General features: G+C 45.3%; 14 protein-coding genes. 3 read left to right on the top strand and 11 right to left on the bottom strand.

What is annotated here, in order from left to right; all coding sequences use genetic code 11:
* Positions 1-19: 19 nt before the first annotated feature.
* The 11 genes from rpmF to K8R76_00645 form a co-directional block, all read right to left on the bottom strand.
* Positions 20-202 carry a 50S ribosomal protein L32 gene (gene rpmF / locus K8R76_00695; GenBank protein ID MCD4846690.1) on the bottom strand — a complete coding sequence of 61 codons (183 nt, stop codon included), beginning with the start codon at positions 200-202 and terminating at the stop codon, positions 20-22.
* 78 nt (positions 203-280) lie between these two features.
* Entirely contained in the window at positions 281-709 is a 429-nt protein-coding gene (locus K8R76_00690) for a DUF177 domain-containing protein (protein ID MCD4846689.1), read from the bottom strand.
* Positions 706-2,106, bottom strand: coding sequence for a phosphoglucomutase/phosphomannomutase family protein (locus K8R76_00685; GenBank protein MCD4846688.1), 1,401 nt, complete (start codon positions 2,104-2,106; stop codon positions 706-708). Before K8R76_00685 ends, K8R76_00690 begins: the two co-directional genes overlap by 4 nt.
* A gap of 151 nt (positions 2,107-2,257) precedes the next feature.
* Positions 2,258-3,736, bottom strand: a complete 1,479-nt coding sequence (locus tag K8R76_00680) for a S41 family peptidase (protein MCD4846687.1) — start codon at positions 3,734-3,736, stop codon at positions 2,258-2,260.
* A complete protein-coding gene (gene tmk / locus K8R76_00675; protein MCD4846686.1) occupies positions 3,733-4,404 on the bottom strand; it encodes a dTMP kinase in 672 nt (223 codons plus the stop codon). Before tmk ends, K8R76_00680 begins: the two co-directional genes overlap by 4 nt.
* 8 nt (positions 4,405-4,412) lie before the next feature.
* The gene (locus K8R76_00670) at positions 4,413-5,534 is read right to left on the bottom strand and encodes an inositol-3-phosphate synthase (GenBank protein ID MCD4846685.1); all 1,122 of its coding nucleotides are present in this window, start codon (positions 5,532-5,534) and stop codon (positions 4,413-4,415) included.
* Between the two features lie 51 nt (positions 5,535-5,585).
* On the bottom strand, positions 5,586-6,200 hold the full coding sequence (locus tag K8R76_00665; GenBank protein MCD4846684.1) for a CDP-alcohol phosphatidyltransferase family protein: 615 nt from the start codon (positions 6,198-6,200) through the stop codon (positions 5,586-5,588).
* Positions 6,201-6,260: 60 nt separating this feature from the next.
* Positions 6,261-6,968, bottom strand: coding sequence for a 16S rRNA (cytidine(1402)-2'-O)-methyltransferase (gene rsmI, locus K8R76_00660; GenBank protein ID MCD4846683.1), 708 nt, complete (start codon positions 6,966-6,968; stop codon positions 6,261-6,263).
* The gene (locus K8R76_00655) at positions 6,965-7,216 is read right to left on the bottom strand and encodes a DUF3006 domain-containing protein (protein ID MCD4846682.1); all 252 of its coding nucleotides are present in this window, start codon (positions 7,214-7,216) and stop codon (positions 6,965-6,967) included. The genes rsmI and K8R76_00655 overlap by 4 nt, the downstream gene beginning before the upstream one ends.
* 600 nt (positions 7,217-7,816) lie before the next feature.
* Complete coding sequence (locus K8R76_00650; protein MCD4846681.1) at positions 7,817-8,371, bottom strand: hypothetical protein; 555 nt, start codon at positions 8,369-8,371, stop codon at positions 7,817-7,819.
* Between the two features lie 223 nt (positions 8,372-8,594).
* Positions 8,595-10,571, bottom strand: a complete 1,977-nt coding sequence (locus K8R76_00645) for an ATP-binding protein (GenBank protein MCD4846680.1) — start codon at positions 10,569-10,571, stop codon at positions 8,595-8,597.
* 399 nt (positions 10,572-10,970) lie between these two features.
* Here K8R76_00645 and K8R76_00640 point away from each other — a divergent pair, with 399 nt between their 5' ends.
* From K8R76_00640 to K8R76_00630, 3 genes are all read left to right on the top strand, one after another.
* Positions 10,971-11,513 (top strand): hypothetical protein, encoded by a 543-nt coding sequence (locus K8R76_00640; protein MCD4846679.1) that lies wholly within the window; start codon positions 10,971-10,973, stop codon positions 11,511-11,513.
* The gene (locus K8R76_00635) at positions 11,494-12,516 is read left to right on the top strand and encodes a hypothetical protein (protein MCD4846678.1); all 1,023 of its coding nucleotides are present in this window, start codon (positions 11,494-11,496) and stop codon (positions 12,514-12,516) included. Before K8R76_00640 ends, K8R76_00635 begins: the two co-directional genes overlap by 20 nt.
* A gap of 327 nt (positions 12,517-12,843) precedes the next feature.
* Positions 12,844-13,441 (top strand): right-handed parallel beta-helix repeat-containing protein (locus K8R76_00630; GenBank protein MCD4846677.1); only part of this gene is annotated, 598 nt, incomplete at its 3' end.

Here is a 13,441-nt window from a genome sequence, read left to right as displayed (position 1 = left end):
GAAAAGATACTGCAGATGATTACTTCTCCTCCGGCTCTATAACCTGTCTGCCATCGTAGAATCCACAATGTTTACAAACTCTGTGCGGAAGCCTTGGTTCACCACACTGAGGACAATGGCTTGTTGATTTAGCTTTCAGAGCATCGTTAGCTCTGCGTTTATCTCGTCTGGTTGATGAATGTCTTCTTTTAGGTACTGGCATCGTTCCTTCTCTTTCCCCGCTTTAACAGGATGTAACTGTATTCATGTATAAAAAAATGGTCAACTTTCCAAAGTATACTCAAATATAACTAATTCCCCGGCAGTCCGGTGTACAGAGCGGCTTCCCAGGTATTGACAGAATTATCGCTTCTCTGACAGCATCCAGAATGCTGAATCCTCCCCCAAGTATAACGGGTTCCGAATCCAGATCATCAGAGATACTTTCGTCCCATGAATAGACTCTGTAGATCTCCTCGGTAATGGCAAAACTCACTTTTTCAAGGCATCTGGCACAGGGCGTGGTAAATACAGCATCCAGAATGCCTTGACAGATAATACCCCTGTCCTGCAGATCAACTTCCAGATCTATGAACGCCTGACCGTCTCCGGGTTCTACATTTTCTATGTTCCAGTCGATCTCCCTGAGTGGAAGTTCAAATCTTTCCTTATTGATCCCGTGAGACAGACTTTTCATGTTGACAGTCAGTGAAGAGGTGTCCATCTTCATTGAGCGTATCCCTGTGCATCTGTTTCCTCAATCACCGCATTCAACAGTCTGTCTCTTTCAACCGGTGTATCCGCCTGGGCATAGATTCTTGCAAGCGGCTCAGTTCCACTCAATCTTATAAGAACCCAGCTATCATTCTCAAGGAGAAATCTAACTCCATCAGTATGATCAACTGATTTGACGGAACTTCCCGCGATTTCCGAAGGAATCGATTCAAAGAAATGCTCAATCAGGAATTCTCTCAGCCGGTCATCAAGCTTCAGGTCAATTCTTGAAACATGTACTCTGCCGTACTTAAGCCAGAGTTCTTCAAGCTGTGCGGCCAGCCCCTTTCCTCTGGCACATACCATTTCAGCCGCCAGAAGACAGGCCAGGACACCATCCTTCTCAGGAATATGACCCTTTACTGAAAGCCCGCCGCTTTCTTCCCCTGCCAGAATAACATCAGTTTCAAGCATTCTTCCTCCAAGATACTTGAATCCAACAGGAGTAATCTCAATCTCCAGGCTGTGAGCATGAGCAACTCTGTCAATAAGACTTCCAGTTGTGACTGATCTGAGTACAAGACCCTTCATTCCCTTCTTCTTGATCAGGTATTCCAGAAGCAGCGGCAAATAATCGTGAGGGGAAACGAAACATCCATTTTCATCGATTAGTCCAAAGCGATCAGCGTCACCGTCCGTCGCAATTCCCAGAGACGCGCCACTTTTTATAACCTGTGAAGCAAGGTCGACTGTTCCGGCTATTCCCGGTTCGGGATGCTGCCTTCCGGCAAAGAGCGGATCACGCTTCCCGTTGATGACTCTTACTGCGGCGCCAAGATCAACCAGTATTCGATCAAGAAGTCCGGAGCCGGCCCCGGAAAAAGCATCATAAACAACCCTCAAACCGCCCTGCCGAAAAATATCTTCATCGAGGTAATCCAGAATCGTTCCAGTATAGGCTCTGAGTAAATCATCAGTTGATACCGATCCTGCTCCTTCTGAGGGACGTATCTCTTTCTCAATCAGTTCCTCTATCACGTTGGTAGTCTCATCTCCTGCAGGTCCACCATGTGAGGGAGAGAATTTGATACCATTGTACAATGGAGGATTGTGGCTTGCAGTGAAGTTTATTACTCCGCCATGTCCGCCAAGTCTGCATGCATGAGAAAGAACCGGAGTTGGGGTGGGACGATCTGCGAGTATTGCATGAAAACCATATTCTGACATTCGTAAGGCTGTGGATTCTGCAAGTTCAGGTGAGAGAAAACGGCAATCTCCACCTATGACAATACTACTATGCCCCTCCCGCTGCAGAAGAACTGCAATTGCGTCAGCAACACGGTTTACTTTTTCCCATGTAAACTCCTTCGCAATAACCCCCCGCCAGCCGGAAGTACCGAATTTAATCTTCATAATGTATCCTCTGATACATTAGACGAAAAAAGCAATCTATCCGCAGGCGAATCCAGTTTCATGGGAAATCTAGTGACACGCAACGGAGTGCATGTCACAATTTCCCTGACAATAACCCCCCGCCAGCCGGAAGTACCGAATTTTATCTTCACTACTCACCTTCCTGAAAAAACACCAACGCTCTCTGAACCGTTTCATCGTGAGGTGTCATGGCTACGTAGAAGGTCTCCCTGTCATAGGTTCGTGCAGCAATCTCCGCAAATAGCGCTCTCTCGATATAAAACAGATTTTCTTCAAATTCTCCGGGATCCCATTCCAGATCTTCTTCATCCAGAAATTGCATGAACTCAGCCATACAAGTGCTATCAGGCCAGAATTCTTCTGGAATGTCGTGGTCAAGAACGTAATCTGTCGCAAAGCTGAAGAACATCGATCCAATAATGAGTTCCGCCGGCAGAGATCCGATGATTTCAGGAGATTCGATGGTGATATCAGGAAGAATACCCCAATCCGCAAGACTGTCTTCCTCGGGGCCATTCATGAAATCGTCGGACAGGGTTCTGTCTATGTTTCTCCCTTCAGGTGTAAAGTATCTCGCTGTAGTAAGTTTGACTCCGTAATGTCCAAGATTGTGAAAATTACCAAGATCTATCAGCGTCTGAACAGATCCTTTTCCGAAAGTTCTGTTTCCGATAAGAGTACCTGCGCCATGATCCTGAATAGCTCCCGCCAGAATCTCAGACGAGCTTGCACTCCCTCCATCAACGAGAAGAATCAGTTCTCCTGTGAAAGTGGGGCTCTTCGAAGTGAAGTACTGGTGTTCTCCGACTGCATTACCTCTGGTGGAAACAATGAGAGTTCCAGCAGGGAGGAATAAGTCGGCAATATCAATTGCTGCTGAGAACAGGCCACCTGCATTTCCCCGTATGTCAAGTATCAAATATTCAGCGCCCTGCGAAATAAGATCCCGAAGTACTGCTCTTACTTCCTTCGCAGATTCTTCCCCAAACCTTGATAACCGAATAAAGCCGGTAGTATCATCGATCATGAATCCGGCAGTGACCGATGGAAGATCAATAACATCTCTCACGATCTCGAATTCAAGGGAATCTGGTGAACCTGGCCGGACAACCGTGAGATCTACCGTACTTCCTCTTGGTCCTCTTATCTGCATCACTGCTTTATCCGTTGTGATTCCTTCTGTGGAGTTCTCGTCAATCTCTACGATTCTATCTCCTGCTTTCATGCCTGCCTGAAAAGCGGGAGTACCTTCTAGAGGAGAAATCACGGTAAGCCAATCATCCCTGATTCCAATCGTGATCCCAACTCCCTCAAAGGAACCTGTCAGCTGTATTCTGAGGTTTTCGTAGTCCTCCGGATTAAGAAGAACACTGTTCGGATCAAGGGATTCCAGCATGCCTCTGAGAGCAGCCTCGATCAGTTCTATTGATTCAACTGGATCAACGTATGTTACTGAAGTTCTGGAGAATACTTCCATGAACAGTTCAATGGAAGAACTCGTTGAAACCGAGTCATACGCAATCGCGGAGGGAAGGACTATCAATCCACCGGCAAGTAGAAGACCAGCGGCGAACATGACTGTCACCCAGCCTGGCAGGAACTTTTTCATTTATCTTTCTCCTCCGTTTTGATCGATCTTCTCGCAATCAGACTGATCACTTTACTTAAAATAATTTTGTCCTGTTGGTCAGGATTCAAAGTCGCGTCTACTAAAAAGTACCTGTCTTCTACTTTAGCCATATCAAGATACATCTGTCTGACACGTCTGTGGAAAGCGATATTCTCAAGTTCAATCCGATCGCGTTTCCGACCTTGCCTTTTGAGCCGTCGGAAACCTTCCTCAGGGTCAATATCAAGCAGTACTGTCAAATCGGGGGTAAGACCTCCGGTAGCAAGCCTGTTCGACTCCTTCACCGGTTCTGATGGAAGCCCCCTTCCTCCGATCTGATAGGCATACGTTGCGTCTGAGTACCGTTCGCAGATAACGTGCTGCCCCGCTTCGAGCGCCGGTCTTACGATCAATTCAACATTCGAGGCTCTGGAAGCAAGATACAGCATCAGTTCGGTCAAAGGTGGTACTGTCAGATCGGGATCAAGCAGTATTGATCGTATTTTCTCAGATGCAAAAGGACCGCCCGGTTCACGGGTATGAACAACTTCAATACCACTCTTCTCAAGTGAATCGATAAGAGTTGAACATCTTGATGATTTACCCGCTCCCTCAACACCTTCAAAGGTGATGAAACAGCCTGTAGAACCGTCGGAATCTCTATCCAAGATTTATTCTATTTCTTTGACTTTTTCTCAGAAGCCGTTTTTTCCTGCTTTTTCTGTCCATACTCCGTGATATACTCCTCGGTCATTCTTCTGCACTGATCATCGTAGTACTGAATGGGGGGAGTTTTGAAGAAGTAGGATGACGGAGCTTCGACGGCTCCGGAAAGTCCATTATCCAGAGCGAGTTTGGCGCATCTTACCGCATCTATGATAACTCCAGCCGAGTTCGGGCTGTCCACGACTTCAAGCTTGGCTTCAATATTCAGTGAAACCTCACCAAAACTGGTACCTTCCATGCGGATATAGCACCATTTTCTGTCATCGAGCCATGGTATGTAATCGCTGGGACCGATATGAACGTTTCTTGGTTCAAGTCCGCCGGGGAGCTGCGAAGTTACCGCATTAGTCTTGGATATCTTCTTGCTTTCAAGTCTTTCACGCTCAAGCATATTCAGGAAATCGGTATTACCGCCGACATTCAACTGGTATGTGCGGTCAAGCCTTACACCCCTGTCTTCGTAAAGGCGAGTCATGACTCTGTGCAGGATTGTAGCTCCTACCTGACTCTTGATATCATCACCGAAAACGGGAAGTCCCTTATCACGGAACCTCTTCTGCCAATATTCCTCACTGGCGATAAATACGGGAATGGCGTTCACAAACGCGCAGCCGGCTTCAAGTATCTGTTCAACGTACCATTTTGTGGCCTCTTCGCTTCCTACCGGAAGATAACTCACAACAACATCGGTCTTTGTCTTTTTGAGAATACCAACAATGTCAGATGTGGGACCGGGCGCCTTTACAATAACTTCCTTCAGATACTTCCCAAGACCGTCATGTGTCATCCCTCTTTGTACCTTAATACCCAGTTTAGGAACATCACAAAGTTTAACCGTACAGTTGGGATCAGCGAATATCGCTTCACTGAGGTCCTTTCCAACTTTGGTAACATTAATGTCAAACGCAGCAGAAAATTCAATATCATTAATATGATATCCACCGAGGTTAACATGCATAAGACCCGGAACCTTCTCATGATCAGGGGTTTTTCTATAGAACTCCACACCCTGCACAAGACTGCTGGCGCAGTTTCCGACTCCGATTATCGCTACTCTTACTTTCTTGGACATTCATTGCCTCCCTGAAGGGATTGAAACGTAATTGCAGACGGCTTTACGGGATTATTCCTCATCAGTTGAAACCTCCCTGCCGTCCCTGAATACTTTTACCATTCTTTGACCAGCTGTGAACCATGTTCCCACAGCTAATATGGCCAGTGCAAGCACTATAGCCCTTGTGTCCCATAATCCCGAAACAACAAGACCCATTATAAGCAATATGAGTCTTTCTGTACGCGTGACAAGCCCCACTGAGCATGAAAGATTCACTCCTTCAGCTCTGGCTCTGACATAACTTACCATGTACGAGCCGCCAAGCGCGGCAGGCACGAGGTAAATCAGCTCATGATGAGCAGCTCCTGCTTTTCCGGCGAGAATAGCCGCAAACATGAATAACTCACCTATACGATCACAGCTGGAATCAAAAACCGCTCCAGCCTTACTCTCTATTCCCTGCCTGCGCGCAAGTTCCCCATCCATAGCATCAAGAATGCTACCGACAATGAGAACCGCAACACCGGCAATATACTTTCCGTCCCAGACAAGCCACGAGGCAACAACTGTAAGAAGAAGACCCAGTGCTGTGACTGCAAACGGGCTTATCTTTAAAAAAACCAGTAGTCTGATAATAGGAATCAGAAGATTTCTACCAGCATTTCTAATACTATCCAGGTTCAAATAACCTCCTGGGAATTGCTTTACAAAAGCATTGTAAAATAGGAACGGGAACCGGAAGAGTCAATCAAAGTAATCTTCATCGAGTTCCTTCCCGCCAACAACAAGTGTGATCTCTCCACGCACCTTTCTGTCACCGAATCGCCTGATAACATCGGAGATATTTCCTCGAATATATTCCTCGTGTACTTTTGTTATTTCCCTTGCGATACAGACAGGTCGATTACCTAATATCCCGTGCATCTCTCCCAGATACTTCAGGAGATGATGAGGACCAATGAAATATACTATTGAACCACCATAAGACGACATCTCTTCAAGTTTTCTTTTTCTGGCTCCAACTTTTCTTGGAAGAAAGCCCTCAAACGCGAATCTGTCCACAGGAAGACCGGATCCGACAAGCGCGGTGGTAACGGCGGTTGGACCAGGAATAACTTCAATCTGGAATCCTTCCCGCACAGCAATTCTGACTGCTTTGAACGATGGATCTGAAATTCCGGGCATACCCGCATCCGAGACAAGAGCGACTGTAAATCCATTCTGGAGAAATTCCAGTAACTGGGGAAGCCTTCCGGCAGCATTGTGATCATGGTAACTGTACAGTCTTTTCATTTCAGTTACAAATTTTGCTGTTCTCCTGGTATCCTCGGCAAACACAACAGACGCGTTCTCAATCGCCTCAACCGCACGTGGGGACATATCATCCAGATTGCCTATAGGAGTGGCAACCAGGACAAGCTTTCCAACCTTGTTTGAGATGTCTGGTTTCACCGGTCGCTCTTATTCCGCTCACTGGTTCGATCAAGCAATCTCTGCTGAAGGCTCTGTATGCTGGCGGCAAGCTTCTCGGTCTCTTCCCTGTTCTTCTCAATAATAACGTTGAAAACATCACCTTCACGCGAGTGCTCTGGAAGATAATCCGCGGGAAGAAGCCACATGTGCCCTTCTTTTGTAATAAGAACGGCAATCTCCTCTTCAATTCTGTCAAGCGAAACAAGAAGCTCTCTGTTTTCTGACATATTTCTCCAATCGAAGTAAATATACAACCAATTCCGCAAGCCCGGGGCACGCACGTCCAAAAACCACCCGGGGACATGCAGGCTCTGCTGCGTGTCCCCTGAGCAGATATGCGATAGCCGTTTGCAAACAGTAACTGAGTATGTATTTTCGGAATACATGATAAACCACAAGAGGATTCTTCGACCAGGGCAATTTGACATAATGGTTGTTAGGGGGCGACAACAGTATGAGTATACAGTTCAAGCAAAATGTGGTTCTCTTTTGTGGGGCGTTGGTTTTACGAATAGCATTGGTTACGATTGAAGTATACTTTAACTTCACAGGCTTCGCTCTGCATGCTGTTTATGCGGTTCTGATACTATCCTTGTTCGTAATGATCTGGCTTGTAAATCGCCCTCTGGTCGCAGAAATCAAAAGCAAAGTACTTCAGTTTTTGTCGTGCAGTACAATAGCTCTACTGCTCACTGGCCTGTTTGTGTTGGCTATAGCAGTTCAAGGTACCCTTTTCAAGCTCTTGATAAAGGGTTCTTTTTGACGTATCTGAACAATTAAGGATCTTCCACTAAGCATTTAAATACTAACTATGATCCTGTCGTTCATCAAAGAACTTGAACTTTGAAGGGCAGGAAGGTCAGGGTTATCATTCCCCACATGTTCCCGGATTCTGGAAAATGAAAAGTCATTGTTAGATCGATCTTCCTTTCATAATGCACACCAACCGAGAAGTGGTAGCCTATCTTGTTCAATTCGACTGTCTTCCATTCGCTGTCATATCCGGTCAGATCCTGTTCCCAGTCCATGTGGATGTAGTAATATCCGAAACCCGCAGCCAGGGTGAGAACAGCAGGATTCACTGAAAGGGCAAGATCAGTCGAAAAGTAGTCAGCATCATGGTTATCGTAAGATGGATATCCCGGCAGCTGGTCCCCAAGCGGTTCTCCCATTCCGAGTGCTGCACCTGTTGTAAGCTCTACTGCGATCAGTGAAGAAAGGGGAAACTCTCCAGCAGCACCGAAGTAGCCACCTGGACCGGGATGAGTGGATATACCGCTAATATTCCCGGGAGTGAGCACACCCACTCGGGGACCGAATCGCAACTCTCCGCAGAGAGCAGGAATAGCAGACAGAAAGAGGATCAGAAAGCATTTTATCATGCATCATTGATAATCCGTACTCTAATCCTGGTCAAGTATTTTTCATTGAGCATAACAAGGTGAGTACAATCACCTCATGCTTTTCTTGCATATCTGGGAGGAGTCGTCAGGATTGCAACCGTCAAGATGGAGCTGCTCATTGATGAGTTTCTGACGGGTTTCAGTTTTGGGCAGGCTCACTAAAGGCTCCTTTTCGAGATGATCCAGCATCAAAGGCAATTGGCTACATCTCATTCATTTCAGCTATATAAGTGAAAATCTTTTCGCAAAACTCTCTTAATAACTTTGGAAGATTCCATTCGAAATCAGGGCTTTCCATGAGTCTCACTGCTTGGTTACAGAATATCTGTTTATTGCGTATTGTGCCTGATACTTCGGAGAAGACTCTCTCGGAGTCCTTCAGCTTCAGTCTCTTATCCAAGAATCTGCCTAGGCCATCGGTCTTCAATCTGGAGTATTCTCCATACTTAACATCCGATATATCACCACCATGCTCTTCGAACTTGCTCCTTATTACGGCTCTAACTACCTCTTCTGGAATTGTATTTTCGATTTCTTTACATGGTAGCACAATAAATTGTTCGCCAAGGCAATCACGGTAGAACTTCTCCCGTTCCCCGCTTCTCTTACTAGTAATATCTCCATCTGCAATAAGAATTGCATTACCACAAAGATAGTTTGCTTTGATTCTGTGTATGTTCTCATTATCGGGATCAAAGGTCCAGTGTTCAAGCGTTGAACCCTGGTACTCGACAAACGAATAATGAGTATCCTCAAAAACAAGAGAGAACCGTTCGAAGACCTCTTTGTTTGTAACTCTAAGCTCTACCAGGTATTTATGGAGGAAAGCTCTGATGTACATGCGATCAGTGATTCCCTCAACCCACACTGTAGCGTTTGTTAAGAACACAGAGGAGTTCAAGACACCGAGATCTCTAAGGATATTCGCGTCTGGAGAAGAGACTTCTTTGATCGCGAATTTTGGAGACTGTCCCCTTTCTGTTTTTCTGAATTGAAATATAGATATATCCGTGAAATCCATGGTCATATCAAGGAAGTGATTTGAATGGGTTGTAAGAAAGAATTGGTGCTTAGGGCAAAACTGAAGGGCTCTGATTAAGGCTCTTTGCATTCCCGGATGCATGTAAGTATCGGGCTCTTCAATAAAGAACAGACAACGATCGGTTTCCATAAAAGCGTTGAATGTGCAGATGATAAGTGTTTGGAGTCCATCTCCCAAGTCGTGTATGGGTAGTTGCTTCTCATCTCCAATGCGAATATGAATAATATCATCATCTTCTCTTGGGATCAACGCGATTACTCTGTTTTCAAAAAAGTTATCTGATAAGAATTGCTCATACTTTCTTACTCTTTCTCTCTTATCAGGGTCACCAAGTAGCATATGCTTCAACATGGCATACAATTCCATACCAGTAGACAGTCTTTGTCCCCCGGTAAAACCATCAAGCATACTCTGCTTTCGGTTTTTAGTGAAATAGTCCCGAACTGTTGCGTTCCAATATAGTTTACTTGGTCCCTTGACCATTATCCCTTCTTCCTCGATAGGAAGCGCCCTTAATCCTCTCAGTATTGGGATGTAGAACTTCGCTTCATCTCCAAGTCTTTCGAAATCGAGATCAGAGAATTTCTCAACGTACTGCTTCCCAATTTGTGAAATCATTGTACTTAAGTTTTTAGCAAGTGTTGCGTTACTCCCCATCGTCGTATTTGTACGAAGTGTTTGTTCCGAAGTGACTTGCGACATGATTGCAAGTTTCTCGTCAATCCGATCATAGATTGGTGATTCAGGGTCTATGTATTTAGGTAAGTTAATTACAACTGAGTCGAGAAAGGCCCTGTCAATCTCTCCAATGGAGACAACTGAGGGACCAAAACATTCACTGAGTTCGCTTCTTGCTTCATTTGCTATTAATGTAAAAGTGTGTGCGTCGTAATCCGTTGTAGAGAAAGGAAGAGGTTTCTCGCTGAAAAGAGCACGAAGAAATCTACTTTTTCCAGAGTTGTTTGGACCAATGAATAAGTTGATCTGGGAAAATGAACTGAGTTCTTCTTCATTCTCGCAGGAATATGAGCTGAAAGGATCTCTGTCAGGAAGATGAAACGCTTTATAAAGTGTATAATTACCTTCCATTTCATCTCCCCTAAAAGGTTGAAAGAATCTAACATCCACAACGATCATTGAATATCCTAGAAAAGTCATTCGATATCCAAGGTTAAATCGTAGGCGAGTGTGACATAGTTGCCAAACATGGAAATTTGGACATCATAAAGGTCTATGAATCCGACTTATAGTTGGTTTTGACCACTACTTACCAGGTTTCCCCATCTTCCCGAATAAAGAAGCCCATTTCATCTGTCTCCGAATTCTGCGGCTGCGCACTGAACGTATTAACTATCATCTACTATTCAGCCTCCTCTTAAGACTTGTCTGTACATGATGCGGGAAGGTACTAGACACTGGTAGTTATTGTATATATGATAGGTACAACAAATACCATTGTTATTAGGAGTAAGTTAAGTGATACTAAGTGACGGGAACCTTGAATCAGCCCTCAGCTTGCTGGGAGGGCGGCTACGTTTGAAGGATAAGCCTCCCGTCAGGCTTGTTGTGTGCGGAGGATCTGCTCTTATAGCTATGGGGCTTGTCTCCAGGACCACCGATGATGTCGATGTTGTAGCACTTGTGGATTCCATGGAGCGTCTTATCAGCCCCACTCCCTTTCCCATATACCTGGAGAAAGCTATCCGCGAAGTGGCCATCGTGCTAAAACTTCCTGAACACTGGCTTAACAGTGATCCCAGCAGTGATTCGGGAGGACTCTTTCAGACCGGTTTGCCTGTTGGACTCCTCAGCAGAGCTCACAGGAGGGATTACGGTTCACATCTAACTGTTTACTTCATCGACAGGACCGATCAGATCTTTTTCAAGGTCTATGCCGCCATCGACGGAGATAGAGGAAGTATCCATGTTGATGATCTGGCAGCATTGGAGCCGTCATCCAAGGAGATGGAGAGCGCAGCCAGGTGGTGCATGGAGCACGATCCATCAGAAGGATTCAGAGTGATTCTCATATCGATGTTCGAACAGCTTGGATACGGCGATGTCGCTGAAAGACTTTAGGCTTCAGCTGCTGGACCGTATGCTGGATATTGTCTGGTCCCAGTGGATTACTCTTGGCATATCCGGAAACCTCCCTCCAACAGATCGCTGGATACTGGACCCCGAGGCCCTGGTGCTTTTCACCTGCAACATCGGAAGGTATGAACCACGAGTATTCGACTCCATGCTGGAATGGCTGAAGGTCAACCAGCGATTTCTAAACGTTCAACGCCTCAAGACCATTAACAAACGTGAAAACTTCGCAGGTAAGAACCTCCTTGCAGCCATCGCACATTTGCTGATGAAGCCTGCCTCCAGATCAAAATGGGAAAGGTTAAGTGAGCAAATGCTGACGAAACCATTGAAGGAACAATCCCTCTTCCGCCTTAAGGATGGTTCCCCGCATCCTCAATTGGAAAATGCGGATACTTCCTTCAGCAAGGCAGGATACATCAGACAGGAGTTCAGGTACAGAAAAGCCATTGCGCACTTCAAGCCAGATCTCCGAGCCAATCTGACCATGAAGCTCAGAACACTCTTCGGTGTAAACTCAAGGTGTGAGGTAATTGCTTATCTGCTGACCCACGATGATGCAAACCCGACAGAGATCTCAGCTGTTACTGGTTACTCATCCAAGACCATCTACAATGCCATATCCGAGATGTACATGTCGGGAAAACTAAATAGACGAGTTAGCGGCAAGGAGTCTCTTTACAGCCTCGGAGACAATTCATGGCTGGCATTCCTCTGCCCGGATGGCAGAACAGCTAGGTGGATGGACTGGCCTAAAGCATTCAGATCTCTAGAAATCATCTGGACCGCGATTGACAACCCCCGACTAATCAATGAGGACACAGAGCTTGCCGCCTCCGAGTTGAAACTGGCGTTTAATGAGGCAAGACCTCGGCTCCAGAAGGCAGTCCCGGGTTACATCAAAGAACTGCCATCGTCCCGGGAAGGGTCGGAACTCCGGCTTGAGGAAATATGTGATGCGGTCGAAAGCCTTATTGAATATCTTGCTTAGGGATCTGGATAATCATATCCTGAAAATACGCGTGTTGCAGTTAGCACTTTTCAGAAGTAGGTTGCATTTAAAGTATTTTAGTTAACTGGAATAATTCAGCTGGATGAAAGACTCCGGAGCATTTTCAGAGGAATAATATATATGCGAATAATGCAAATTAATGCAAAATCAATTTTCATCATTTTACTTATTCCATGTTTGAGTTGGGCAGCAACCTACTATGTTGATCAAAATCATCCTGAATCCAGTGATACCAATCCAGGTACAGAATCATTACCGTGGTTAACAATCCAGAAAGCTGCTGATACAATTATTGCAGGTGACACTGTGTACATCAAAGACGGAATCTACAATGAGCAGGTTATACCGCAGAATTCAGGAAGTCCCGGAAATTACATTACATATCTTGCATATCCTGGCGATACCGTCACAATTGATGGAACCGGCATACCATTACCGGATTGGTATGGAGTGTTTGATATCACGGGCAAAAGCTATATCGAGGTGACAGGTTTAAGAGTGATTAACTCTACAGATACTGGAATTTCTGCATGGGAGTCAAATAGTATCATAATCGAGAATAACTACACCTATAACACGGTTTCCTCCGGCATTGGTGTCTGGATTTGTTCCAACATAATTATTGATGGTAATGAGGTTGAGCTTGCATGTAACGATGGCCTGCAGGAATGCATTACAGTGGCTGGCACCGATACCTTTGAAATCATGAATAATCATGTTCATCATGGAGGTCCCGGAACTAATGGAGGCGAGGGTATTGATGCAAAGGAAGGGAGTTCAAACGGGATAATCTATAAAAACTATGTGCACAATATGAATATAAACAGGTTGGGTATTTATGTGGATGCGTGGGACAAACATACCTATAACATCGATGTTTATCAGAACATTGTACATAATTGTG

The organism is Candidatus Aegiribacteria sp., from assembly GCA_021108435.1.
Lineage (GTDB): Bacteria > Fermentibacterota > Fermentibacteria > Fermentibacterales > JCC-6 > Aegiribacteria.
Note: the sequence above shows the minus strand (reverse complement) of the source record. Positions and strands in the feature narration are given on the sequence as shown.

What these genes read in the sequence shown, in the direction of transcription:
- K8R76_00650 (MCD4846681.1), bottom strand. Translation starts at nt 8,371, where the DNA reads ATGATAAAATGCTTTCTGATCCTCTTTCTGTCTGCTATTCCTGCTCTC.
- K8R76_00670 (MCD4846685.1), bottom strand. Translation starts at nt 5,534, where the DNA reads ATGTCCAAGAAAGTAAGAGTAGCGATAATCGGAGTCGGAAACTGCGCC.
- K8R76_00685 (MCD4846688.1), bottom strand. Translation starts at nt 2,106, where the DNA reads ATGAAGATTAAATTCGGTACTTCCGGCTGGCGGGGGGTTATTGCGAAG.
- K8R76_00680 (MCD4846687.1), bottom strand. Translation starts at nt 3,736, where the DNA reads ATGAAAAAGTTCCTGCCAGGCTGGGTGACAGTCATGTTCGCCGCTGGT.
- K8R76_00690 (MCD4846689.1), bottom strand. Translation starts at nt 709, where the DNA reads ATGAAGATGGACACCTCTTCACTGACTGTCAACATGAAAAGTCTGTCT.
- K8R76_00645 (MCD4846680.1), bottom strand. Translation starts at nt 10,571, where the DNA reads ATGATCGTTGTGGATGTTAGATTCTTTCAACCTTTTAGGGGAGATGAA.
- rpmF (MCD4846690.1), bottom strand. Translation starts at nt 202, where the DNA reads ATGCCAGTACCTAAAAGAAGACATTCATCAACCAGACGAGATAAACGC.
- K8R76_00655 (MCD4846682.1), bottom strand. Translation starts at nt 7,216, where the DNA reads ATGTCAGAAAACAGAGAGCTTCTTGTTTCGCTTGACAGAATTGAAGAG.
- K8R76_00635 (MCD4846678.1), top strand. Translation starts at nt 11,494, where the DNA reads ATGTCGCTGAAAGACTTTAGGCTTCAGCTGCTGGACCGTATGCTGGAT.